Source organism: Actinoallomurus purpureus, from assembly GCF_024055795.1.
Lineage (GTDB): Bacteria > Actinomycetota > Actinomycetes > Streptosporangiales > Streptosporangiaceae > Actinoallomurus > Actinoallomurus purpureus.
This window is the reverse complement of sequence record NZ_JAMXMY010000017.1, coordinates 109,152-132,833: the sequence shown is the minus strand read 5'-3', so window position 1 is coordinate 132,833 and position 23,682 is coordinate 109,152. Positions and strand designations below refer to the sequence as shown.

At 69.5% G+C, this 23,682-nt stretch carries 21 protein-coding genes and 1 pseudogene; 14 read left to right on the top strand and 8 right to left on the bottom strand.

Annotated features, from left to right (window positions below; all coding sequences use genetic code 11):
• Positions 1–145: 145 nt before the first annotated feature.
• The 4 genes from NE236_RS28465 to NE236_RS28450 all read right to left on the bottom strand — a co-directional run bounded on the left by NE236_RS28465 (position 146) and on the right by NE236_RS28450 (position 4,236).
• Positions 146–1,687 carry an AMP-binding protein gene (locus NE236_RS28465; protein ID WP_252845254.1) on the bottom strand — a complete coding sequence of 514 codons (1,542 nt, stop codon included), beginning with the start codon at positions 1,685–1,687 and terminating at the stop codon, positions 146–148.
• 121 nt (positions 1,688–1,808) lie between these two features.
• Positions 1,809–2,180, bottom strand: a complete 372-nt coding sequence (locus NE236_RS44715) for a hypothetical protein (protein ID WP_308209167.1) — start codon at positions 2,178–2,180, stop codon at positions 1,809–1,811.
• A 23-nt stretch (positions 2,181–2,203) separates the two neighbouring features.
• Positions 2,204–3,412, bottom strand: a complete 1,209-nt coding sequence (locus tag NE236_RS28455) for an RNA-guided endonuclease InsQ/TnpB family protein (protein ID WP_252845253.1) — start codon at positions 3,410–3,412, stop codon at positions 2,204–2,206.
• 338 nt (positions 3,413–3,750) lie between these two features.
• Positions 3,751–4,236, bottom strand: a complete 486-nt coding sequence (locus NE236_RS28450) for a MarR family winged helix-turn-helix transcriptional regulator (protein ID WP_252845252.1) — start codon at positions 4,234–4,236, stop codon at positions 3,751–3,753.
• 95 nt (positions 4,237–4,331) lie between these two features.
• On the opposite strand from NE236_RS28450, the gene NE236_RS28445 reads away from it, so the two are divergent.
• The 5 genes and pseudogenes from NE236_RS28445 (at position 4,332) to NE236_RS28425 (ending at position 8,130) form a co-directional block, all read left to right on the top strand.
• Complete coding sequence (locus tag NE236_RS28445; protein ID WP_252845251.1) at positions 4,332–5,363, top strand: LLM class flavin-dependent oxidoreductase; 1,032 nt, start codon at positions 4,332–4,334, stop codon at positions 5,361–5,363.
• 19 nt (positions 5,364–5,382) lie between these two features.
• A complete protein-coding gene (locus tag NE236_RS28440; RefSeq protein ID WP_252845250.1) occupies positions 5,383–6,099 on the top strand; it encodes an NADPH-dependent F420 reductase in 717 nt (238 codons plus the stop codon).
• A 133-nt stretch (positions 6,100–6,232) separates the two neighbouring features.
• Positions 6,233–6,670: a VOC family protein gene (locus tag NE236_RS28435; protein WP_252845249.1), complete on the top strand. Its 438-nt coding sequence runs from the start codon at positions 6,233–6,235 to the stop codon at positions 6,668–6,670.
• 277 nt (positions 6,671–6,947) lie between these two features.
• Positions 6,948–7,070 (top strand): annotated as a pseudogene (locus tag NE236_RS43895) (helix-turn-helix domain-containing protein); the annotation flags it as partial.
• Positions 7,071–7,143: 73 nt separating this feature from the next.
• On the top strand, positions 7,144–8,130 hold the full coding sequence (locus NE236_RS28425) for a DUF4192 domain-containing protein (protein WP_252845248.1): 987 nt from the start codon (positions 7,144–7,146) through the stop codon (positions 8,128–8,130).
• Between the two features lie 147 nt (positions 8,131–8,277).
• Here NE236_RS28425 and NE236_RS28420 read toward each other — a convergent pair whose 3' ends face one another.
• Both NE236_RS28420 and NE236_RS28415 read right to left on the bottom strand, forming a co-directional pair.
• Positions 8,278–9,000 carry a nucleotidyltransferase family protein gene (locus NE236_RS28420; RefSeq protein WP_252845247.1) on the bottom strand — a complete coding sequence of 241 codons (723 nt, stop codon included), beginning with the start codon at positions 8,998–9,000 and terminating at the stop codon, positions 8,278–8,280.
• Between the two features lie 314 nt (positions 9,001–9,314).
• Positions 9,315–9,800 (bottom strand): MarR family winged helix-turn-helix transcriptional regulator, encoded by a 486-nt coding sequence (locus NE236_RS28415; protein WP_252845246.1) that lies wholly within the window; start codon positions 9,798–9,800, stop codon positions 9,315–9,317.
• Between the two features lie 103 nt (positions 9,801–9,903).
• Between NE236_RS28415 and NE236_RS44710 the strand changes: the two genes are divergently transcribed.
• The gene (locus tag NE236_RS44710) at positions 9,904–11,025 is read left to right on the top strand and encodes an NAD(P)H-dependent oxidoreductase (RefSeq protein ID WP_252845245.1); all 1,122 of its coding nucleotides are present in this window, start codon (positions 9,904–9,906) and stop codon (positions 11,023–11,025) included.
• A 255-nt stretch (positions 11,026–11,280) separates the two neighbouring features.
• On the top strand, positions 11,281–12,489 hold the full coding sequence (locus NE236_RS28405; protein ID WP_252845244.1) for an RNA-guided endonuclease InsQ/TnpB family protein: 1,209 nt from the start codon (positions 11,281–11,283) through the stop codon (positions 12,487–12,489).
• Positions 12,490–12,613: 124 nt separating this feature from the next.
• Here the strand turns inward: NE236_RS28405 and NE236_RS28400 are convergent, their stop codons facing one another.
• Positions 12,614–12,964, bottom strand: coding sequence for a hypothetical protein (locus tag NE236_RS28400; RefSeq protein ID WP_252845243.1), 351 nt, complete (start codon positions 12,962–12,964; stop codon positions 12,614–12,616).
• 221 nt (positions 12,965–13,185) lie between these two features.
• On the opposite strand from NE236_RS28400, the gene NE236_RS28395 reads away from it, so the two are divergent.
• The 7 genes from NE236_RS28395 to leuS all read left to right on the top strand — a co-directional run bounded on the left by NE236_RS28395 (position 13,186) and on the right by leuS (position 22,770).
• Positions 13,186–14,226, top strand: coding sequence for a polysaccharide deacetylase family protein (locus NE236_RS28395; RefSeq protein WP_252845242.1), 1,041 nt, complete (start codon positions 13,186–13,188; stop codon positions 14,224–14,226).
• Positions 14,227–14,374: 148 nt separating this feature from the next.
• Positions 14,375–14,899: a DUF1707 and DUF4870 domain-containing protein gene (locus NE236_RS28390; RefSeq protein WP_252845241.1), complete on the top strand. Its 525-nt coding sequence runs from the start codon at positions 14,375–14,377 to the stop codon at positions 14,897–14,899.
• A gap of 93 nt (positions 14,900–14,992) precedes the next feature.
• Positions 14,993–16,357 (top strand): FAD-binding oxidoreductase, encoded by a 1,365-nt coding sequence (locus NE236_RS28385; protein ID WP_252845240.1) that lies wholly within the window; start codon positions 14,993–14,995, stop codon positions 16,355–16,357.
• Positions 16,358–16,360: 3 nt separating this feature from the next.
• Positions 16,361–17,644: a class I SAM-dependent methyltransferase gene (locus NE236_RS28380; protein ID WP_252845239.1), complete on the top strand. Its 1,284-nt coding sequence runs from the start codon at positions 16,361–16,363 to the stop codon at positions 17,642–17,644.
• Positions 17,645–17,803: 159 nt separating this feature from the next.
• Complete coding sequence (locus NE236_RS28375) at positions 17,804–18,673, top strand: alpha/beta fold hydrolase (RefSeq protein WP_252845238.1); 870 nt, start codon at positions 17,804–17,806, stop codon at positions 18,671–18,673.
• 78 nt (positions 18,674–18,751) lie between these two features.
• A complete protein-coding gene (locus NE236_RS28370) occupies positions 18,752–19,999 on the top strand; it encodes a cytochrome P450 (RefSeq protein WP_252845237.1) in 1,248 nt (415 codons plus the stop codon).
• 305 nt (positions 20,000–20,304) lie between these two features.
• Positions 20,305–22,770, top strand: a complete 2,466-nt coding sequence (leuS, locus tag NE236_RS28365; protein WP_252845236.1) for a leucine--tRNA ligase — start codon at positions 20,305–20,307, stop codon at positions 22,768–22,770.
• Positions 22,771–22,816: 46 nt separating this feature from the next.
• Here the strand turns inward: leuS and lexA are convergent, their stop codons facing one another.
• Positions 22,817–23,515, bottom strand: coding sequence for a transcriptional repressor LexA (gene lexA / locus NE236_RS28360; RefSeq protein WP_252845235.1), 699 nt, complete (start codon positions 23,513–23,515; stop codon positions 22,817–22,819).
• Between the last annotated feature and the right edge of the window lie 167 nt (positions 23,516–23,682).

Here is a 23,682-nt window from a genome sequence, read left to right as displayed (position 1 = left end):
GCTCCTCCCGGAGGACCCGGCGCAGGACCTTGCCCAGCATGGTGCGCGGCAGCGACGGGCGGAGCTCGACGAACGCGGGCACCTTGTAGCCGACGAGGTGCTGCGCGCAGTACGCGCGCAGCTCGTCCCGGCTCGGCGCGTTCGGCTACCTCGGGATGACGTACGCGGCGACCGCCTCCCCGTGGCCCGGGTCCGGCACACCGACGACGGCCGCCTCCTCGACGGACGGGTGGGCGTGCAGCACCGCCTCCACCTCCGAGGGATAGACGTTGAACCCGTCGACGATGATGACGTCGCGTTTGCGGTCGATGAGGGTGAAGAAACCGTCCGGGCTCATCACCGCGATGTCGCCCGTCCGGAACCAGCCGTCGGGGGAGAGGGTCTCCGCGGTCTCGGAGGGCTGGTTCCAGTACCCGGCGAAGACCTGCGGGCCGCGCACGAGCAACTCGCCCGGATACCCGACCGGAAGGATGCGGAAGGGGTCGTTCTCGTCGACGATCCGTACCTCGGTGCTCGGCAGGGGAGCGCCGACGGACACGTGCCGGGCGTTCCCGTCGAGGGGATTGGCCATGACCACGGGCGACGTCTCGGTCATCCCGTAGCCCTGCACGATGTGCCCGCCCGTCCCCGCCTTGAAGGCGTCGACCGTCGTACGGGCGAGCTGCATCGCCCCCGAGACGCAGGTGCGGATCGAGCCCACCCCCGCCTTCTTCGCCGCTGGCGCGGCGGCGAGCTGCTGGAACAGCGGGGGGACGCCGGGGAACAGCGTCGGCTTGTGCCTGCGGACGGCGTCCAGCACGAGGTCCAGGTCGAAACGGGGGATCAGCACGACCGTTCCGCCGATCAGGATCGTGCAGGTGAGGCAGAACGTCAGGCCGAAGACGTGGAAGAGCGGCACCACGGCCAGGCTGACGTCGCGTCCCGGCCGGATCGCCGGATCCCACGCCGTGGTCTGCACCGCGTTCGCGACGAGGTTCCGGTGGGTGAGCATGGCGCCCTTCGGCCGGCCGGTGGTGCCGCCGGTGTACTGGAGGACGGCCAGGTCGCGGAACGGGTCGAGCATCGCCTGCGGGTGCGGTTCGGACGCCTGTTTGAGCAGGTCGTCGAACCACAGGACGGGGGCGTCGGCCGGCACCTCGGTGCTCAGCTCGGCGGTCAGCCGGCGCGCCTTGGCGAGGGGGAGCTTGAGCAACTCCCGCTTGACGAAGGGCAGGTAGTCGGGCAGCGAGGTGACGACGACGTGCTCGACCGCCGTTCCGGGCATGGCATCGCGCACCGTCTTGTACGCCTTGTCGAAGACGATCACTATGCGGGAACCCGAGTCGGCCAGCTGGTGCCGCAGCTCCGACGACGTGTACAGCGGATTGGTGGGTACCACCACCGCGCCGATCCGCAGCACCGCGTAGAAGGCGATGACCTCCTGCGGGCAGTTGGGCAGGATCACCGCCACCCGGTCGCCCTTACCGACGCCCAGCCCGGCCAGCGCCGTCGCGAACCGGTCCACCGCGTCGCGGAGCCGCGTGTACGTCATCGAGCGGCCGAGGAACTCCAGCGCCCGATGGCCGGGGAAGCGATCGGCCGACGCGTCGAGCAGCCGCGTGAGCGGCACGTCCGGCACGTCGACGTCGGCGGGGACCCCGTCCGGATAGAAACGAAGCCATGGTCTCTCGTCGTAGGGTGTGCGCATTCGCCGACGATCACCACCGTAAGCAGACGAAACCTTTCTGTCACCTTCGCATCATCTGTCGCTCATTGGCCAGTGTTCCGGTTAAGCGGTCGGTTTGGCCCTTTTGTCAGACATGTGCGTCTCAGGTGAGCGCGTTCAGCGCCAGGTCGACGTCGGCGTCCGTCGTGTACAGGTGGAACGCCGCCCGCAGCCGCCCGTCCCGTACGGCGGCGCGCACTCCCGCTGCCGCGAGCCGCTCGGCGGCTCCGGGCACGTCGACGCTCACGATCGCGCTGCCCGTGGGCGGCAGGCCCAGGCCCGCCAGGAACCGGTCGGCCAGCGCGATCTCCCCGGTGGCCGACTGCACCACGCTGAAGGCCACGAGCGCCGTACGGCCGTCGACGGCGTCCGCGACCTTCTCGAGCGGCACCGTGCGTACGTCGAGGTCCTGGACCAGCCAGGGGAAGAGGTTGGAGTTGACTTCCTCCCCCTTCTGAAGAAAGGGGATTCCCATCGGCCGTGTGGCCGATCCGGCCTTTAGGCCGGGCGCCTCACAGCGCGGGTTTCCTGTTTCAGCGCCGACTGCGGAAGGGAGGACCCTTGCCGTCTGACACCAGCTCCACAGGCATCACCGGGGTTGTGCCCGGCTACGGCTCGACCAGCCGCAACGATGTTCTTGGCCGCGTTGATGTCCCGGTCATGCCGGGTGCGGCAGCCCGGACACGTCCAGTGCCGGGTGGAAAGACTCAGCTCCGCGAGCAGGTACCCGCACACCGAGCAGGTCTTGGACGAGGGATACCAGCGGTCGATCACCACGAGGGTGCGCCCGGCGCGTTCGGCCTTGTACTCCAGCTGCCGGCGGAACTCCCCCCACCCCGCATCGGAGATCACCCGCGCCAGCTTCCGGTTCTTCACCATGTTCTTGACCGCGAGATCTTCGATGACGATGACATCCGCCCGGCGGATCAGGTTGGTGCTGACGCGATGCAGGAAGTCGGCGCGGGCGTTGCGGACCTTGCGGTGGGCGCGGGCGACCTTCGCCTTGGCCTTACGCCGGTTCATGCTCCCACGCTCACGGCGGGCCATCCGCCGCTGGTAGCGGGCCAGGTTGCGGGCCTTGCGCTCCAGATGCCGGGGGTTGGCGATGCGTTCGGCGTCGGAGGTGACCGCGAAGTCCTTGATCCCCAGATCGACGCCGATGGCGTGCCCGGCCTCATCGATGGGGTCGGGGGCGTCGGTGTCGACGGCGAACGTGACGTACCAGCGGCCGTCCGGGTCTCGGGAGATGACGACCATGGTGGGGTTGAGCGTGGAGACCTCGACGTCGTCGAAGGACCACACGAACCGCAGCGGTGCCCGGGTTTTGGCCATGGACAGTTCGCCGTTGTTCATGCGGAACGCCGAGCGGGTGTAGTGCGCGGTCTGCCGGGAGTTGCGGTTCTTGAACCGCGGGTACTTGGTGCGGCCGGCGAAGAAGTTCGCGAACGCCGCGTGCTGGTGCCGCAGCGTCTGCTGCAGCGGAACCGAGGACACCTCCGAGAGGAACGCCAGGTCCTCGGTCTTCTTCCATCCGGTCAAAGCAGCGTCGGTCTGCTTGTAGGAGGTCTTCTGGCCTCGCTGGTGGTACGCGGCGTGGCGTTCGGTGAGGGTCTTGTTCCACACCAGGCGCACACACCCGAACGTGCGGCTGAAAACCGCCGCTTGTTCGGGGCCGGGGTAGGCCCGGCACTTGTACGCCGTCCGCATGACCAGCACCTTACAACTGTCACACTCCCATGTAAGTCGAATGACCGAATGTCGGTGGAGTCCGTTCTCAGGCCGTCCCGGCTGCGCCGGTCCGCTCCTGACGGAGTCCGGATTCCTCCCCGGCCTGAAGGCCGGGGCATCCTCCGGAGGACTAGGTGAACTCGATGTCCGGCACCACGACACGGGCGCGCCGTGTTGAGGTATCCCGGCGTGGGCCCCCACAGATGTACGGTCTCGTGTAGTTCCACCCGACTCAGTGTGCCGTGCCGGAGAAGTCAGGTTCTGTCGCGGGCCGCGTCGCGTTCGAGGGCGTCGGTGAAGTCGTCGGGGGCCGCCGATCAGAGGTCGCGCGGCGCGCCGAGGTGCGCGCGGAGTGCCCCGGCGATCTCGTCCACCATGGTGAGCTGCTCCGGCGTGAGCGCATCGATGAACAGCTCCCGGACCGCGCGCAGGTGCGGAATCGACGCCCGCCGGAACGCCTCGGCGCCCTCGGCGGTGAGCACGACCTCCGCGCCTCGGTTGTCGGCGGCGCAGTTCTGGCGGCGGACCAGGCCGCGCCGCTCCATGCGGCCCAGGTGGTGGGAGAGACGGCTGCGTTCCCAGCCGATACCGGCGGCCAGTTCGGAGGAGCGCAGCCGGTGCCCGTCCGCCTCGCTCAGCGCGAGGAGCACGGCATAGTCGCCCGGCGACAGCGCGGACTCGCTCTGCAACCGCGACGTGAGGTTGGAGCGGAGCGCCTCCGCCGTCTCGATGAAGTCACGCCAGACGCGCAGCTCCTCGACGGTCGGGAACACACTGCGTCGCTCGTCTGTGCTTTCCGTCATCCGGCCCTCCTGATTGACACGTCAACCACATCGTACATAATTGACGCATCAATCATCTCGGACGGGCGTCCGCGCCCGACCAAGGGAGCCCTTCCATGTCTGACCTCGAATTCGGCCTCGACACTTTCGGCGACATCCCGGAGGACGACTCCGGCGCCCTCCTCTCGTACGCCGCGGCGATCCGGCAGGTCATGGACGAGGCCGTCCTCGCCGACGAGCTCGGCGTGGACGTCATCGCCCTCGGCGAGCACCACCGCCCCGAGTACGCGATCTCCACCCCGGAGACCGTGCTCGCCGGCATCGCCACGCGTACCTCCCGCATCCGGCTCGCCTCGGGCGTGACCGTGTTGAGCTCAGACGACCCGGTCCGGGTGTTCCAGCGCTTCGCGACCGTCGACGCCCTCTCGAACGGACGGGCCGAGGTCATCCTCGGACGCGGCTCCTTCACGGAGTCGTTCCCGCTGTTCGGTTACGACCTGGCGGACTACGACGTGCTGTTCGAGGAGAAGGCCGAGCTGTTCGTCCGGCTGCTCGACGAGAAGCCCGTCACCTGGAAGGGCACGGTACGGGCCCCGCTCGAGAACGCCGACGTCTTCCCCAAGACCGAGTCCGGGCGCCTGACCACCTGGATCGGCGTGGGGGGCTCGCCGCAGTCGGTGGTCCGCACCGCGCGCCACGGCCTTCCGCTCATGCTCGCCATCATCGGCGGCGCACCTGACCGCTTCGCCGCCCATATCGAGCTCTACCGGCGCGCCGCCGCGCAGTTCGGCACGACCGCGCATCCGGTCGGGATGCACTCGCCGGGCTTCATCGCCGACACGGATCAGGAGGCCAGGGAGCTGCACTGGCCGGGCTACCGCGTCATCCGCGACCGTATCGGCGCGCTGCGCGGCTGGCCGCCGATCCGGCGCGAGGAGTACGACGCCGAGATCGAGCACGGCTCGCTCTACATCGGCTCGCCCGAGACGGTCGCGCGCAAGATCGCCCGCGCGGTCGCAAGCCTCGGCGTCGGCCGATTCGACCTCATCTACACCGGCGGTACGCAGGCGGCCGGCGCGCGCCTGCGGGCCGTGGAGCTCTACGGCACGAAGGTCATCCCGATGGTCCGCGACATGCTGGCGGGCTGACGTCGTGAACGGAGAGAACATGGACAACGCGGACGTTCACCCGATCGGCATCCTCGGCGCCGGGAAGGTCGGCACCGTCCTCGCACGACTCGCCCTGGCCGCGGGCCATCGGGTGCTCATCGCCGGATCCGGCGATCCCGCCGACATCGCCCTCACGGTCGAGGTCCTCGCGCCCGGCGCGGTCGCGGTCACCGCGGCGGACGCCGCCGCCCGGGCGGACGTGGCGATCCTCGCCCTCCCGCTCGGCAAGTACCGCGGCATCCCCGCCGAGGCGCTGCGCGGCAAACTCGTCATCGACGCGATGAACTACTGGTGGGAGGTCGACGGCGTCCGCGCCGACCTCACCGACCCGCGCACGTCCTCCAGCGAGATCGTCCAGGATTTCCTTGACGGCTCCCGCGTGGTGAAGGCGTTCAACCATATGGGTTACCACGACCTCGAGGACGAGGCCCGCCCCGCCGGGACGCCCGGACGCAAGGCCATCGCGATCGCCGGCGACCACCCGGACGACCTCGCCACCGTCGCGCGCCTCGTCGACGCGTTCGGCTTCGACCCCGTCGTCGCCGGCCCCCTGGCCGAGGGCGTGCGGCTCGAACCGGGCACGGATCCTTTCGGCGCCGACGTCGACGCCGGAACGCTGCGCACGATGCTCGACCGCTTCCCGGACTCGGACCGCGGCCGGATCGTCGCCCGCGCGCGGGCCGATGCCGTCGAATCACCGACGCACGCGGCTTGATCGTTGCTGAGACTTGGCCGCGCCTTGGCGATGGGTGGCGTGAGGGTGGATGGCGGGACCAGCCCCCGGTGGGACAGGAGCCGGAGGCGATGGCACAGATCACCAACAAGGGGGAGAAGTAGAAATCGTGGACATGAAGCTTGAGGTCGTCGTGCTGCCCGTCGCCGACGTGGACCGGGCCAAGAACTTCTACCAGGAGCTGGGCTGGCGAGAGGACGCCGACTTCGCCACCGGGGAGGATTTCCGGGTGGTGCAGCTGACACCGCCCGGGTCGGCGTGCTCGATCATCTTCGGCACCGGCATCACCTCGGCCGCACCGGGCTCGGCGCAGGGCCTGCACCTGGTGGTGACCGACATTGAGGCGGCCCGGGCCGAGCTGGCCGGCCGTGGCGTCGAGATCAGCGAGACGTTCCACGACGCGGGTGGCGTGTTCCACCACGCCGAGACCCAGGGGCGGGTCCCCGGCCCGGATCCGGACCGTGCGAGCTACGGGTCGTTCGCCTCGTTCAGCGACCCGGACGGCAACGGCTGGTTCCTCCAGGAGGTCACGACGCGCCTGCCGGGCCGGTGACCGGGCCCGGCGTCTCGGCCCCAAGACGTTCGGGTCGGGGAAGGAAGAGTCGTCCACAGAAGGACCCTGCGTCCGAGGAGGGCGGTGGCTGGAGGCACCGGCCGCCGTCGAACCGGCTTCACCTAGTCCTCCGGAGGATGCCCTGGCCTTCAGGCCGGGGAGGAATCCGGGCTCCGTCAGGAGCGGCCCGGCGTAGCCGGGACGGCCTGAGAACGGAGTCCGCCGACATACGGTCATTCGACTTACATGGGAGCGCGACAGTTGTAAGGTGTCGGTCATGCGGACGGCGTACAAGTGCCGGGCCTACCCCGGCCCCGAACAAGCAGCGGTTTTCAGCCGCACGTTCGGGTGTGTGCGCCTGGTGTGGAACAAGACCCTCACCGAACGCCACGCGGCGTACCGGGACGCACGGTTTTCCACAGATCTTCAGCGGGGGCTGCCGGGGCGCGGCGGAGCGCGAGAGGCTCGTGGCCATGAGAGCGAACACCTTGCGGCTCCGGTCGCCCGCCGACGTCGTCGCCGCCATCCCCTACCTCGTCGGCTTCCATCCCACCGACAGCGTCGTCGTGCTGTGTTGCGGCGGCGCAGACGGCACATACGCGATCCGGCTGGACTTAACGGCCTCGGATGCGCTCCTCGACCATGTCACCGAGCTCATCACGCGGCGCCGGCCTGAGGATGTCATCCTCGCCGGTTACGGTCCGGGCGCGCGGGTGACGCCCGTCGTCGAGCGGGTCGGCGACCGCCTCGCCAGCGAGGGTGTGCGGCTGCGCGAGGTGTTGCGCGTCGAGGACGCCCGCTACTGGTCCTACCTGTGCACCGACCCGGCCTGCTGCCCGCCGGAGGGCACGTTCGTCGACGTGCGCGGCAGCGCGGTGGCCGCGGCCGCCATCGCCGGGGGTCTCGTCGCACTGCCGGACCGCGACGAGCTGGCGCGGATGATCGCGCCGGTCGGTGGGGAGCGGATGCGGCAGGCCGCGCTCCAGGCAGAGCGCCGCCTGGTCTCCTGGGCCGAGGGGAGCAGCGGCGAGATGGGGCGCCGCGTCGCCGATGAGGGGGTGCGGCTGGTGCGGGTCCTCATCGAGCGCGCGCGGGCGGGAGGCGATCCGCCGACTGATGAGGAGGTCGCCTGGCTGGGTGTGCTCCTGGTCAACCTCCGGGTTCGCGACGAGGCGTGGGTGCGCATCGACGACGGTGAGATCGGCGCGCACATCGGGTTGTGGCGCGACGTGGTGCGCCGTGTGCCCGAGTCCTACCTCGCCGGGCCGGCCTGCCTGCTGGCGTTCGCCGCCTGGCGGGCGGGCGAGGGTGCGCTGGCCAACCTCGCGTTGGACCGGGCGCTGGCCGCCGACCCGCATTACTCCATGGCGCGGCTGCTGCACGAGCTGTTCGTCAGCGGCCTGCCGCCCTGGTCCGTGCCGCTCGACATCACCCCGGAGCAACTCGACGAGGCGAGCTGACCGGCACGAGGTGACGTCGTCGTCGGGAGATCCCTGGCGGGTGCTGCGTCATCAAGGCAGCGCCCGCCGGGATTGCCAGGCGGTAATGCTATTTAAAGGCGGGAAACGCCTTATGTCCGTGCGGAATTGCGCTGCACGGACCAGGCATTATTTGTTCAGGTAGCCTTCGAGTTCTTTAGCGGCCTCCTGGATGTCTTTGTGGGTGTCGATCGCACGCCAGTAGCCCTCGATCGCGAAGCCGGCCAGCCGCCGCTGCTTGGCCAGTTGGGGGAAGGTGGTGCGTTCGTGGTCGCCCTTGTCCGGCAGCAGGTCGAGGATGTCGGGGCCGAACACGTAGATCCCGCCGTTGATCGGGTACGGCAGCCGCGGTGCCTCGGCGAAATCGACGATGTGACCGAGCTGGTCGACCTCGACCGCCCCCCACGGCAGGCGGGGCCGCGCCAGCGCCAACGTCGCGGTCGCGCCGCGTTCGGTGTGGTAGGCGGCCATCTGCCGTAGCGAGAACCGGGTCCACACGTCCCCGTTGGTGGCGTACCACGGCCCGCTCGGCGTCGGTAGATGCTTGCCCGCGTACTTCAGCGCACCGCCGCGTCCGAGCGGTTCGGTCTCCACCACCGTGGAGATATCGACCGGCTGGTCGTGGGAGGCCAGGTGCTCTTGGAGGACCTCGGCCAGATGCCCGCACGAGACGATGACCGTCTCCACGCCCTCGGACGCCAGCCATTCGATCTGATGATCGATGATGGGCTTGCCCGCGATCTCGATCATCGGCTTGGGCCGGTCGTCGGTGAACGGACGCAGCCGGGTTCCTTGACCGCCGGCGAGAATGACCGCCTGGCGTACCGGTGCGGTGTGGGTGAACGATGTCATTGCCGCACCGTAGCAACGCACCGGCCGCGTTCTGCGGCGCAATGGGGTAATCCTCGGTGAACACCGGTTCTGGGACCGGTAAGGACACCCAGACCGGCCGAATATGATCGAAATGCCACCTGATCATGACGTGCTCCCCGCAGGCGGCCGACCGGTTATCAGCCGTGCGCGAACGGTCTTGCCGCGCTTGCCGGGAATCACGCTCAGATCCGCCAGGTGACCGCCAGGGATCAAGCAGCTGAGCGGCCGATGCCGGCCGGACCTTTGACTTAGAGCGCGCTCCAAGGCCAAACGTCATGCTCGTCCGGGTCGCCCTACTGCCGGGAGTCGATGCAGTCGATGATCTTCTCTGCGGCGGTGCGCAGACCGTCTAGTTCGTTCGGGTCAAGGACGTCGTAGACCAGTTTCCGTACCTCGGCCACGTGCCCCGGGGCGGCCTCGACGAGGTGGGCGTGACCGGCGTCCGTCAGGACCGCGTGGATGCACCGGCCGTTGGTGGGGTCCGGCTCGCGTCGGACGAAGCCGCGCTTTTCCAGTCTGCTGATCAGATGGGAGAGGCGAGACAGCTCGGAGTTGGCGAGAACCGCCAGGTCGCCCATGCGCATCCGGTGCCCGGGTTGCTCCGACAGCGCGGCGAGGGCGTAGTACTCGACGAAGCTGAGCTGCGAGTCCTGGCGCAGCTGGGCCTCCAACGCGGTGGGCAGCCGGTACATCAGGAAGGTGAACCTGCGCCAGGTCGCCAGCTCGTCTGGACTCAGCCAGCGCGGCTGTTCGGTCGAGGTGGGCAGGCCTTCGGACATGCCCGCGAGTCTAGCTCTCTTGAAACTTCAAACGACAACACTTGAAATTTCATGTGAGTTCCCCTAGCGTGATAGTTGAAAGTTCAATCGATAGGAGTCGTACGTGACCGCCGAAGTGCCCCCTCCGGGCGAGTACGCCATCGACCCGGCCCGTTCCGCGATCGCCTTCTCCGCCAAGCACATGTTCGGTCTGGGAACCGTCCGCGGTGGTTTCCGGCTGCGCTCGGGGACCATCTCCGTCGCCGAGGCGCCTGCCGACTCTCACGTGCAGGCCGTGGCGGACGCGGCCAGCTTTGCCAGTGGCAACGCCGCACGTGATCGCAAGGTGCGGTCGAAGACGTTCCTGGACACGGACGGGCACCCGGACATCGGCTTCACTTCCACCAGCGCGGAGGTCGATGCCGACGGCGTCTGGAGGCTGCACGGCCTGCTGACGGCTCGCGGAGTCCAGGCACCCGTCGTGTTCACCGTGACGGAGGCCGAGACGCTCGGCGACGAGCTGTCACTGGCCGCTACGGCGACGGTGGACCGCCATGCCCACGGCATCACCGCGCTCAACGGAATGGCGGGCCGTCACGTCCATATCGACGCCGCGATTCGCGCCCGCCGCATACCCGCCGGTCCACCATCCGGCCGACCGGCTCAGCAAGGAGAACATCACATGAGTGACCTGAAGATCGCCGTCATCCTCGGCAGCACCCGGCCCGGCCGCAACGGCAAGGGCGTCGCCGACTGGGTGGTGGACCGGGCCGGCGCACGCACCGGCGCCGAGTACGAGCTGGTCGATCTGGCCGACTACCCGCTGCCGCACCTGGACGAGGCCGCCCCGCCTTCCATGGGCCAGTACCAGGGCGAGCACACCAAGACCTGGGCCGCGAAGATCGCCGAGTTCGACGGATACATCTTCGTCACCCCGGAGTACAACCACTCCACCTCGGGCGTTCTGAAGAACGCCATCGACTACCTCTACGGGGAGTGGAACAACAAGGCCGCCGCCTTCGTCTCCTACGGAGCCCTCGGCGGCGCCCGGGCCATCGAACACCTGCGGGCCATTGCCAGCGAGCTGCAGCTGGCCCACGTACGCCAGCAGTTGTCGTTCTCGCTCTTCACCGACTTCGAGAACTACTCGGTGTTCAAGCCCGCTGGGCTGCACGACGACGCGGCGGTCGTCCTGTTCGAGCAGCTGGAGTCCTGGGCCCGCGCGCTCAAGACCGTCCGGGCCTGACACACCCCGTCGGTCGCACGGCTGATCGGCGAGAGGATGCTCCGACCGCGGGGGCGTCCGGAGCATCCTCTGCGGGTGGCCGGGCGGCAGGCCTCTTCACCTAGTTTTCCGGAGGATGCCCTGGCCTTCAGGCCGGGGAGGATTCCGGACTCGGTCAGGAGCGGCCCGGCGGAGCCGGGACGGCCTGAGAACGGAGTCCGCCGGCATTCGGTCATTCGACTTACATGGGAGCGTGACAGTTGTAAGGTGTTGGTCATGCGGACGGCGTACAAGTGCCGGGCCTACCCGGACCCCGAACAGGCGGCGGTTTTCAGCCGTACGTTCGGGTGTGTGCGCCTGGTGTGGAACAAGACCCTCACCGAACGCCACGCCGCGTACCACCAGCGAGGCCAGAAGACCTCCTACCGGCAGACCGACGCCGCGTTGACCGGGTGGAAGAAGACCGAGGACCTGGCGTTCCTCTCGGAGGTGTCGTCGGTTCCGTTGCAGCAGGCGCTGAGGCATCAGCACGCGGCGTTCGCGAACTTCTTCGCCGGCCGCGCGAAGTACCCGCGGTTCAAGAACCGCAGCTCCCGGCAGTCGGCGCATTACACCCGCTCGGCGTTCCGGATGAAGAACGACGAGCTGTACATGGCCAAGACCACCACGCCGCTGAGGTTCGTGTGGTCTTTCGAGGACGTGGACCTGGCCGCGCTGAACCCGACCATGGTCGTCATCTCCCGGGATCCCGACGGCCGCTGGTATGTGACGTTCGCTGTCGACACCGACACGCCCGACCCCATGGATGAGGCCGGGCACGCCATCGGCGTCGATCTGGGGATCAAGGATTTCGCGGTGACCTCGGACGGGGAACGCATCGCCAACCCCCGGCATCTGGAGTGCAAGGCCCGCAACCTGGCCCGCTACCAGCGGCGGATGGCCCGCCGCGAGCGCGGGAGCGCCAACCGGCGTAAGGCCAAGGCGAAGGTCGCCCGCGCCCACCGTAAGGTCCGTAACGCCCGCGCCGACTTCCTGCACCGCACCAGCACCAACCTGATCCGCCGGGCCGACACCATCGTCATCGAAGACCTCGCGATCGCCAACATGGTCAAGAACCGCAGGCTGGCGCGGGTGATCTCCGATGCGGGGTGGGGGGAGTTCCGGCGGCAGTTGGAGTACAAGGCCGAACGCGCCGGGCGCACCCTCGTGGTCATCGACCGCTGGTATCCCTCCTCCAAGACCTGCTCGAACTGCGGGCACCTGCTCGCCAAGCTGAGTCTTTCCACCCGGCACTGGACGTGCCCTACCTGCCGCACCCGGCATGACCGGGACATCAACGCGGCCAAGAACATCGTTGCGGCTGGTCGAGCCGTAGCCAGGCAAACCCCTGGTGATGCCTGTGGAGCTGGTGTCAGACGGCAAGGGTCCTCCCTTCCGCAGCCGGCGCTGAAACAGGAAACCCGCGCCGTGAGGCGCCCGGCCTAAAGGCCGGATCGGCCACAAGGCCGATGGGAATCCCCCTTTCTTCAGAAGGGGGAGGAAGTCAACACCACATGCTCACCGGCTGCTGCTCCTGCTCGGCGTCGCGGTGGGCGTGTGAGGTTCCGGGTCAGAGGGAGGCGGCGCCGCCCTGGCGTTTGCGGCGTTCGTTGAAGTCCCGCATGCGCTGCGGATAGCCGGTGATCTGCACGTCGTAGACCGGGAGCCGTAGATCCCGGGCGACCTTCCGGATGACCTGCGGGGAACCGACGCGGCGGCGGGTCCACTCGCCGTCGGCGGCGATCGCCACGGCGGTGGTGTCGGTGGCGAACGTCTCGGGTTCGACGTAGAACTCGACGCCCCTGCGGCTGCGGGCGAACGCCATCAGCGACTCGATGTCGGCGTTCGTCGCCTCGCGGTCGAGAATGGTCACCTTGTGCCCCCGCCAGCGGCGAATTCCGAAGCGATCGCCCCACTTCATCGGACGTCCTCCCCAAGACCCCGTTGCGGCCCTCTCACCCGTCACCTGACGGGTTCCGGCGCCGGATCGCGCGATTTGTCACGTCTCTAACGCCGACCCATCGTGCAGGGTTCCCGACGATGGCACCATGTGTTTGGCGGTATTTGACCGACTAGAGATCATCGACCGGAATGCGGCGCTAAGGTGTGCGCTATCGCGCGATAGGCCAAAACGGGGGTTTGATGCGCTTCGTCGTACCGTCGGAGACCGTCCGTAAAGGCGCCGCGATCGCCGGGGCCGTCCTGGGACTGGGCTGGCTCAGCGGCCTCGGAGCGCACACCGCGGCGTCGACGCGTCTTCCGCCGCCGGCCCTCGGCCGTCCCGCTCCGCACCTGGCGGCCGGGTGGCCCGCACCGCCGGCCGGCCCACTCCGGTCCCGCCCCGCCGACGGCTCGCCCGCCGCCCCCACGACGCACGACCTCGCCGCGCGCCTGCGGTACACCTCCTGGCCGCGTGGCGCCGCCACGGCCTCGGCGGCCCGGCCCGAGGTCGACTGCCGCAAGGCCAAGTGCATCGCGCTGACGTTCGACGACGGCCCCGGCCCGTACACCACGAAGCTGCTCGGCATGCTCGCCGCACACCACGTCAAGGCGACGTTCTTCCTCATCGGCGGCAGCATCCGTGGCCGGGAGGCGGTCGTCCGGCGCGAGCTCGCCGAAGGCCACGCGATCGGTGACCACACCTGGTCACATCCGCAACTCAGCGTGCTGTCCGACGGCGCGATCCGGTCACAGCTGACGCGCACTCTGGGGGAGATCCGCAGGGCGACCGGTGGCGGAACCGCCCTTATGCGCCCGCCGTACGGCGCGACGAACCGGCGGGTGGCCGTGGTGACGCGGCACATGGGCTTCGCGCAGATCCTCTGGAGCGTCGACACGAACGACTGGCGTGACCGGAACTCGGCGATCGTCGCGCACCGGGCCGTCTCCTGGGCCAGGCCCGGCGGCATCATCCTGATGCACGACATCCACCCGACGACGGTGAACGCCGTCCCGAAGATCCTGGCCGGTCTGGCCCGGCGTGGCTTCACGTTCGTCACCGTGCCCGAGCTGTTCGGCGGCCGGTCGCTCAAACCCGGGCAGACCTACTTCGACGGGCCCGTGCCCCGTCCGAAGAACCCGCGCAAGGACGTGGCGCCTCGCCCCAAGGGCCCAGGCGCGTCACCCCACGCCGCGGCCGGGACGCCGGTGTCGACGACGGGCGGTGCGCCACCCGGACGCTGACCCGCCGGGACGGTGCGCCACCCGGGCGCTGACGCGCTGGGGCGGTGCACCCCCGGGCGCTGACGCGTCGCCCCTGGGGAGGACCCCAGGGGCGGATCAGGGGTTTCCCGGATGGCTCCGGAACCGGGGCGCGGCGCACGATCGAGGCATGACCACCTCAGTACCGCTCGGCGCGTTGCGCGTGTCCCACACCGAACGCGAGCCGATCGTCGACCGGCTGCAGCAGGCCTTCGCCGAAGGCCGCATCGACAAGGAAGAACTCGACCTGCGGCTGCACCTCGCCATGACCGCGAAGACACGCGCCGACCTGGACGCGGTGCTGGCGGACCTGGCGCCCGTGCCCGCCGCGGCGCATCCCGCGCCGGTGCCGACCGGCGAGCCGACGGCCGAACAGCGGGTGCTGGCCGCGCTCGCGCACGTCCTCGGCGCCACGACCCTCTTCCTGGGGCCGCTCATCATGCTGTGCACCGGCGCGCGGCGCTCGCCGTACGTCCGTGGCCACATCGTGACGGCGCTCAACTTCCAGCTCACGCTCCTGATACTGACGATCGTGACGCTCGGCGTCGGGGCGATCGTGTACGCGGTGAGCTGGATGGTCTGCGCGGTGGCCGCGCTGCTGGCGCTCGCGGGCACGCCGTTCCGCTATCCGTTCACCCTGCGACTGGTGCGCTGACCCCCGACCTCACCCGCGCGGACGGCGAAAACGAGACGGACACCGTGCGCGCCCTCCCTGTAACGGCCGACACGGGGATGAGAAGATCGACCGGTGACAGGTCACCACACCGCGGTCGAGAAGCTCCTGGCCTCCTATCGGGCCATCCCCGAAGGCGCACCGGTGCGGCTGGCGAAACGCACCTCGAACCTGTTCCGGTTCCGCGAAGAGATCCAGGCGCCCGGCCTCGACGTCAGCGGATTCGACAAGGTCCTGAGCGTGGACCCCGACGCCCGTGTCGCCGACGTCCAGGGCATGACGACGTACGAGGACCTGGTCGACGCCACCCTGCCGTACGGCCTGATGCCACTGGTCGTCCCGCAGCTGAAGACGATCACGCTGGGCGGCGCGGTCACCGGGCTCGGCATCGAGTCGTCGTCGTTCCACAACGGGCTGCCGCACGAGTCCGTACTGGAGATGGAGATCCTCACCGGCGCCGGCGAGGTCGTCATCGCGACGCCGGACAACGAGCACCGTGAGCTGTTCCGCGGGTTCCCCAACTCGTACGGGACGCTCGGGTACGCCCTGCGGTTGAAGATCGAACTGCAGCCGGTCAAGCCGTACGTCGCGCTGTGGCACGTGCGGTTCTCCTCCGCCCAGGAGTGTGCGGAGGCCGTCGACAAGCTCGGCGCGGAGGCGGACTTCATCGACGGCACGGTGTTCGGCGAGGACGAGGTGTACCTCACGCTGGGCAGGTTCACCGACACGGCCGAGCGCGTCTCCGACTACACCGGGCGGGACATCTACTACCGTTCGATCCGCGACCGCTCCGTCACGTCGCGCTGGCTGCGACCGGACGGCCCGCCGACCGACGTCCTGACCACGCACGACTACCTCTGGCGCTGGGACACCGACTGGTTCTGGTGCTCGCGGGCGTTCGGCGTCCAGAACCCCCTGATCCGCAGTGTCTGGCCGGCGTCCAAGAAGCGCTCCGACGTCTACCGTCGCCTGGTCGCACTCGACAAGCGCCTGCAGACGTCGGCGCGGGTCGACCGCTGGCTCGGCCGGCCCCCTCGGGAGGACGTCATCCAGGACGTCGAGGTCCCGGTGGAGCGGCTGCCCGAGTTCCTCGAGTTCTTCCACCGCGAGATCGGCATGAGCCCGGTATGGCTGTGTCCGCTGCGGGCACAGGACAAGTGGCCGCTGTATCCCCTGGAGCCCGGGCGGACGTACGTGAACGTGGGCTTCTGGGGGACGGTGCCGCAGAAGCCCGGCCGGCTGCCCGAACACCACAACCGGCTGATCGAGCGGGAGGTCGCCCGCCTCGACGGCCACAAGTCGCTGTACTCGACGGCCTTCTACACCCGCGAGGAATTCTGGCGGCACTATGACGGCACGACCTACCGCACGCTGAAGGAGCACTACGACCCGGGGCTGCGGCTGCTGGATCTCTACGACAAAACCGTACGGGGCAGGTGATTCATGAAGCTGGCAGAGGCATTCGAGCGCGTCGTCGGCCGTGACGCGCAGGTGGAGTTCCGGGCGTACGACGACAGCCGCGCCGGGGCACTCGGCGCGGACGTCCGGGTGGAGGTCAGATCGCCGTACGCGATCTCGTATCTCGCCCACGCGCCCGGCGCGCTCGGGCTGGCGCGGGCGTACGTCGCCGGGCACCTCGACATCATCGGGGACATGCACACGGCGCTGTACCGCATGCAGTCGGCGCTCGGCGAGCTGACGTGGGCCGACAAGAGGATCCTGCTGCGCGGCATCATGCGCGACCCGCTGCTGCGCGCGGCGGCGCTGACGCGCCTGGACCCGCCGCCGCAGGAGGTGCGGCCCGCCCGGGTGCCGCTGCTGTCGGGGCTGCGGCATTCCAAGCGCCGCGACGCAAAGGCGATCTCCCACCACTACGACGTCTCGAACACCTTCTACGAGTGGGTGCTCGGCCCGTCGATGGCCTACACCTGCGCGTGCTTCCCATCGGAGGAAGCGACGCTGGAACAGGCGCAGTTCAACAAGTTCGACCTCGTGGCGCGCAAGCTCGGGCTGCGCAAGGGCATGCGGCTGCTCGACGTGGGCTGCGGCTGGGGCGGCATGGTCATGCACGCCGCGCGGGAGTACGGCGTGAAGGCGCTCGGCGTGACGCTGTCCAAGCAGCAGGCCGAGTGGGCGCAGAAGGCGATCGCCGAGGCCGGGCTGTCGGAGCTCGCCGAGGTCCGCCACCTCGACTACCGGGACGTCACCGAGGGCGACTTCGACGCCGTCAGCTCGATCGGCCTGACCGAGCACATCGGCAAGGCGAACGTCCCCGGCTACTTCGCGTTCCTGCACGGCAAGCTCAAGCCGGGCGGCCGCATGCTCAACCACTGCATCACGCGCCCGGACGACGGCCAGCCGTCGATCCGCCAGGAAGGCTTCATCAACCGGTACGTCTTCCCCGACGGCGAACTGGAGGGGCCGGGCTGGCTGATCTCGCGGATGAACGACGCGGGGTTCGAGATCCGGCACGAGGAGAACCTCCGCGAGCACTACGCCAAGACCCTCACCGGCTGGTGCCGCAACCTCGACGACCACTGGGACGAGGCGGTCGCCGAGGTGGGGGAGGGCACCGCCCGCGTGTGGCGGCTGTACATGGCCGGCTCGCGACTCGGGTTCGAGCTGAACTGGATCCAGTTGCACCAAGTGCTCGGCGTCAAGGTCCACGACGACGGCCGCTCCGGCATGCCGCTGCGGCCCTCGTTCGAGCCGCCGTCGGCCGGCTGACCGCGGTGACGAGCGGTCGCGGCGCGTGCCGCGACCGCTGCTCACGCGCATGGAGCATCGTCGGCCGGTCTTGTCGCCCCGGTCGCCGATGATGTCCTGCCCTGGCCGCCTTCCCCGGAGGCGATGACGCGGCGGCGGCGACCGCTTACCGTCACGCTCATGACGGAGATCGCGACGATTCAGGCGAACGGCCTGGCCTTCGGTTACCTGGAGGCCGGCAGCGGGCCGCTCGCGCTGTGCCTGCACGGCTTCCCCGACTCGGCGTACACCTGGCGGCATCTGCTTCCCGCGCTGGCCGACGCCGGCTACCACGCGGTCGCGCCGTTCCTGCGCGGCTACGCGCCGACGGAGGTGCCCAAGGACGGGGCCTACCAGGTCGGCGCGCTGGCGGCCGACGCGAACGCCCTGCACGAGGCGTTCGGCGGGGACGCCGACGCGGTGCTCGTCGGGCACGACTGGGGCGCAGCCGCGACGTACGCCGCGGTCGCGCACGCGCCGGAGCGCTGGCGGCGCTCGGTGGCGCTGTCACTGCCGCCGTTCGGGGCCCTGCTGTCGACGTTCTTCGACTACGCGCAGCTCAAGCGGTCCTTCTACGTCTTCCTCTTCCAGACGCCGCTCGCCGAAGCCGCCGTGTCGACCGGCGACATGGCGTTCCTGGACGGTCTGTGGGCCGACTGGTCCCCGGGTTACGACGCGGCCCGCGACGTCGCGTACGCCAAGGAGTGCCTGCGCGATCCGGAGCACCTGGCCGCCGCCATCGGCTACTACCGGGCGATGCTCGACCCGTCGCTGCACGTTCCCGCCTACGCCGCCGAGCAGGAGTCGGCCGAACGCGTCGGTGAGCGGCCGACGCTCTATCTGCACGGCGCGGCCGACGGCTGCCTGGACGTGGGGCTCGCCCGCGACGTCGAGGGCTGGCTTCCGCCCGGTTCGCGCTCTCGGATCGTCGCGGACGCCGGGCATTTCGTGCAGCTGGAGCGGCCGGCGGAGGTCGGCCGGCTGGTCCTTGAGTGGCTCGCCGCGAACTGACACATACGGATCCCACCCCGCGTAAGTGGTCACTTTGGCAGAATGGAGCAGAATCGCGTTCTAATGAGGAGGAGCGGCGTGGACAAGACCCGGCCCGACGGGATCGATCTGACCGACTGGGACTTCTGGGCGCGCCCGCTCGACGAGCGTCACGCGGCGTTCCGTACGTTGCGGTGGCTGCCCCGGCCGGCCTTCTTCCGGGAGCCGGAGCTGTCCTTCGTGCCCGCGGGGCCCGGCTACTACGCGCTGGTCACGCACGCGGACGTCGTGGAGGCGTCGCGCCGGCCGGCCGACTTCTGCTCCGGGCAGGGCGCGATCAACATCACCGACATGCCGGCCGACCTCGGCGAGTATTTCGGCTCAATGATCAGTATGGACGACCCGCGCCATGCCAAGATCCGCCGGATCGTCTCGCGGGCCTTCTCGCCGCGGATGATCCAGCGGTTCGAGGACCAGGTGCAGGCCGTCGCCGAGCAGGTCGTCGAGGAGGTCCTGGCCAAGGGCGGCGGCGACTTCGTCACCGATGTGGCCGCCCGGCTCCCCCTGAAGATCATCTGTGACCTGATGGGCATCGACGAGAGCCACTACAAGACCGTCTTCGACAACTCCAACATCATCCTCGCGGGCGCCGACACCGAGTTCGTCCCCGACGAGCCCGACCAGGTCGCGTTGCAGCTCCTTGACGCGGGACAGACCCTGAAGGACCTCGTCGAGGAGCTCGGCCGGCGGCGCCGCGACGACCCGACCGGCGACCTCACCTCCGCCCTCGTCAACGCCAACATCGACGGCGAGTCACTCACCGACCAGGAGCTCGGCTCGTTCTTCATCCTCCTGGTCGTCGCCGGCAACGAGACCACGCGCAACGCCATCGCCCCCGGCCTGCACCTGCTCAGCGAGAACCCCGGGCAGCGAGAGCTGCTCGCGTCGGACTTCGAGCGGTACATCCCCGGCGCGGTCGAGGAGATCGTGCGGTACGCCTCGCCGGTCATCTGGATGCGGCGCACCGCGACCCGCGACACCGAGATCAACGGCCACGAGTTCACGGCCGGTGACAAGCTGCTCCTCTACTACTGGGCGGCCAACCGGGACGAGACCGTCTTCACCGACCCGGAGGTCTTCGACATCACCCGGGATCCCAACCCGCACGTCGGCTTCGGCGGCCCGGGCCCGCACTTCTGCCTCGGCGCGCACCTGGCCCGGCGGGAGATCACGGTGATGTTCCGTGAGCTGTTCCGCCGGGCTCCGGGCATCCGCGCCACCGGCGAACCCGACCGCCTGCTGTCCAACTTCATCAACGGCATCAAGCGCCTGCCGTACACCGTCTGACATGGAGGAGGCCTCGGGGAGCGGCGAACCGGCCTCCCCGCCACACCGCCTCGGACGCCGCCGTGCGCGCGTCGCGGACGGCGGCCGATCGGCCCGAGGGGCGTCGGCGCGGGTCGGGCGAACGGCTTCGTCGCCCGGCGTTCTTGCCTCTGCGATAGTCTTGAGGTATGCGATCTCGGCTGCTCCTCAGCCGGCCGCGTTGACCCGAGGCGTCGACGCGGCAGCCCCTCCTGCGCGAGGGGCGTTCTCATGCAAGGGGCACGGTCATCCGCCAGCCGAAGCCGTGCGAATCAGACGAGGAACCCATGACAGGCGCCGACGAGAACTACGACCCACGGACGATCCAGGACAAGTGGCAGTCCCGGTGGGAGGAACTGAAGCCCTTCGCCGCGAGCGAGGACCCCGGTGATGAGCGGCCTCGCAAGTACGCGCTGGACATGTTCCCGTATCCCTCCGGCGATCTTCACATGGGTCACGCCGAGGCGTTCGCGATCGGCGATGTCATCGCCCGCTACTGGTTCCAGAAGGGCTATAACGTCCTGCACCCGATCGGCTGGGATTCCTTCGGTCTGCCGGCCGAGAACGCCGCGATCAAGCGCAATTCTCACCCCGCCGACTGGACGTACACCAACATCGACACCCAGGCGGAGTCGTTCAAGCGTTACGCGATCGCCTTCGACTGGTCGCGCCGGCTGCACACCTCCGACCCGGAGTACTACCGCTGGAACCAATGGCTGTTCCTGCGCTTCTACGAGCGCGGCCTGGCCTACCGCAAGGGCGGGCAGGTCAACTGGTGCCCGCAGGACCAGACGGTGCTGGCCAACGAGCAGGTGAAGGACGGCCATTGCGAGCGGTGTGGCGCCGTCGTCGAGAAGCGCGTCCTGACGCAGTGGTACTTCAAGATCACTGAGTACGCCGACCGGCTGCTGGCCGACATGAAGGGCCTGGAGTGGCCCGAGCGGGTGCTGCTGATGCAGCGCAACTGGATCGGCCGCTCGGAGGGCGCCGACGTCGCCTTCCAGATCGAGGGGCGCGACGATCCGATCACCGTCTACACCACCCGGCCGGACACCCTGTACGGCGCGACCTTCTTCGTCGTCGCCGCCGACGCCCCGCTGGCCGATGAGATCTGCGCGCCGGAGCAGCGCGCGGAGTTCGAGGCCTACCGCGACGCGGTGCGCAGGGAGTCGGAGATCGAGCGGCTGTCCGCCGACCGGGAGAAGACCGGCGTCTTCCTGGGCCGCCACGCCGTCAACCCGGTGAACGGCGAGCGCATCCCCGTGTGGGCGTCCGACTACGTGCTGGCGGAGTACGGCCACGGCGCGATCATGGCGGTGCCCGCCCACGACCAGCGCGACCTGGACTTCGCCCGCAAGTTCGCCCTGCCGGTCCGCGTCGTCGTGCAGACCGGGCAGCCGGACCCGGCCGAGACCGGGGTCGCCACCCCCGGCGAGGGCGAGCTGGTCAACTCCGGGCCGCTGAACGGCCTGGCCAAGTCCTCCGCCATCCCGCGGATCGTCGAGGTCCTGGAGGAGAAGGGCCTGGGCAAGGCCGCCGTCAACTACCGGCTGCGCGACTGGCTGATCTCCCGGCAGCGGTTCTGGGGCACGCCGATCCCGATCATCCACTGCGACGCGTGCGGCGAGGTTCCGGTCCCGGACGACCAGCTGCCGGTGCGCCTGCCGGACGACCTGCGCGGTGCCGACCTGGCCCCGAAGGGCGTGTCGCCGCTGGCGGCCGCCGCCGACTGGGTCAACGTCGCGTGCCCCAAGTGTGGCGGCCCGGCCACGCGGGACACCGACACGATGGACACCTTCGTCGACTCCTCGTGGTACTTCCTGCGCTACTGCTCGCCGGGCTACGCCGACGGGCCGTTCGACGCCGAGAAGGTGCGCCGGTGGATGCCGGCCGACCAGTACACCGGCGGTGTCGAGCACGCCATCCTGCACCTGCTGTACGCGCGGTTCTTCACCAAGGTGCTGTATGACATGGGGATGGTCGACTTCACCGAGCCGTTCAAGCGGCTGGTCAACCAGGGCCAGGTCATCCTGAACGGCTCGGCCATGTCGAAGTCCACGGGCAACCTGGTCGACCTGGGGGAGCAGATCGCCGAGTACGGCGTCGACGCCGTGCGCCTGACGATGCTCTTCTCCGGGCCTCCGGAGGACGACATCGACTGGGCCGACATGTCCCCGTCGGGGTCGGTGAAGTTCCTGGCGCGGGCCTTCCGCGTGGCCGCCGACGTGACGTCCGTGCCGGGTGCCGATCCCGCCACGGGCGACATCGAGCTGCGCAAGGTCACGCACCGGACGATCGACGAGGTCACCCGGCTGGTCGAGGCGCACCGCTACAACGTGGTGATCGCGCGCATGATGGAGCTGACCTCCGCCGCGCGCAAGGCCATCGACACGGGTGCGGGCGCCGCAGACCCGGCGGTGCGGGAGGCGGCCGAGACCCTGACGGTCCTGCTGTCGCTGATCGCGCCGTACACCGCCGAGGAGATGTGGGAGCGGCTGGGCGGCGTCGCCCCGGCGGCCAAGGCGGGCTGGCCGACGGCCGAGCCCTCGCTGCTGGTCCAGGAGTCGGTCACCTGCGTGGTGCAGGTGGCGGGCAAGGTCCGCGACCGCCTGGAGGTGTCCCCGGACATCGCCGGGGCCGACCTGGAGCGACTGGCCCTGGACTCGGAGAAGGTCCGGGCGGCGCTGGGCGACCAGGGCGTGCGCAAGGTCATCGTCCGCGCTCCGAAGATCGTGAACATCGTGCCCGCCTGACGGGCGGAGCCACCCGGGTCGGTGCGAAACGCCGACCCGGGTCGGATCACATCTTGCGCAGGACCGCGACCACGCGTCCGAGGATGGTGGCGTCGTCGCCGGGGATCGGGTCGTACGCCGGGTTGTGCGGCATCAGCCAGACCTTGTCGTCGCGGCGCTTGAGCGTCTTGACGGTGGCCTCGCCGTCGATCATCGCGGCCACGATGTCGCCGTTCTCCGCGACGGGCTGCTGGCGCACGACGACCCAGTCGCCGTCGGCGATGGCGGCCTCGATCATCGAGTCACCGGTGACGTTGAGCAGGAAGTGCGTGCCCTCGCCGACGAGCTGCCTCGGGAGCGCGAAGACGTCCTCGACCGCCTCTTCGGCGAGGATCGGACCGCCCGCCGCGATGCGCCCGACGAGCGGGACGTACGCGGGAGCGGGACGCGTCGAGGTCTGGCCGTTGGCGGCGTCGTACGACTCGTCGGGCTCGGCGGGGACTCCGGCGGATCCGGGCATGCGGACGACGACGGCGCGCGGCCGGTTGGGGTCGCGCAGCAGGAAGCCCTTGCGCTGCAGGGTGCGCAGCTGGTGGGACACGCTCGAGGTGCTGGTCAGCCCGACCGCCTCGCCGATCTCGCGCATCGACGGGGGATAGCCGCGCCGCTGGACCGAGTCCCTGATGACTTCCAGCACCTTGCGCTGGCGGGTGGTGAGCCCGCTCTCGTCGTGTGGGCCGTCCGGCATTTCCGAAACCTTGCTCATGGTGTCTCCGATGGATGTCTGCCCGGTGACGGGCCGCCGCCGCCGGTATTTCGCTCCCAGAGGGACGTTATCGCTTCGACGGGAAATGATCAAACAGGTGTTCGAAAAATGTGGAATATTACGGTCCGGGCTATGTGACCTTTAGTTCGCACATACGTTCGATGATA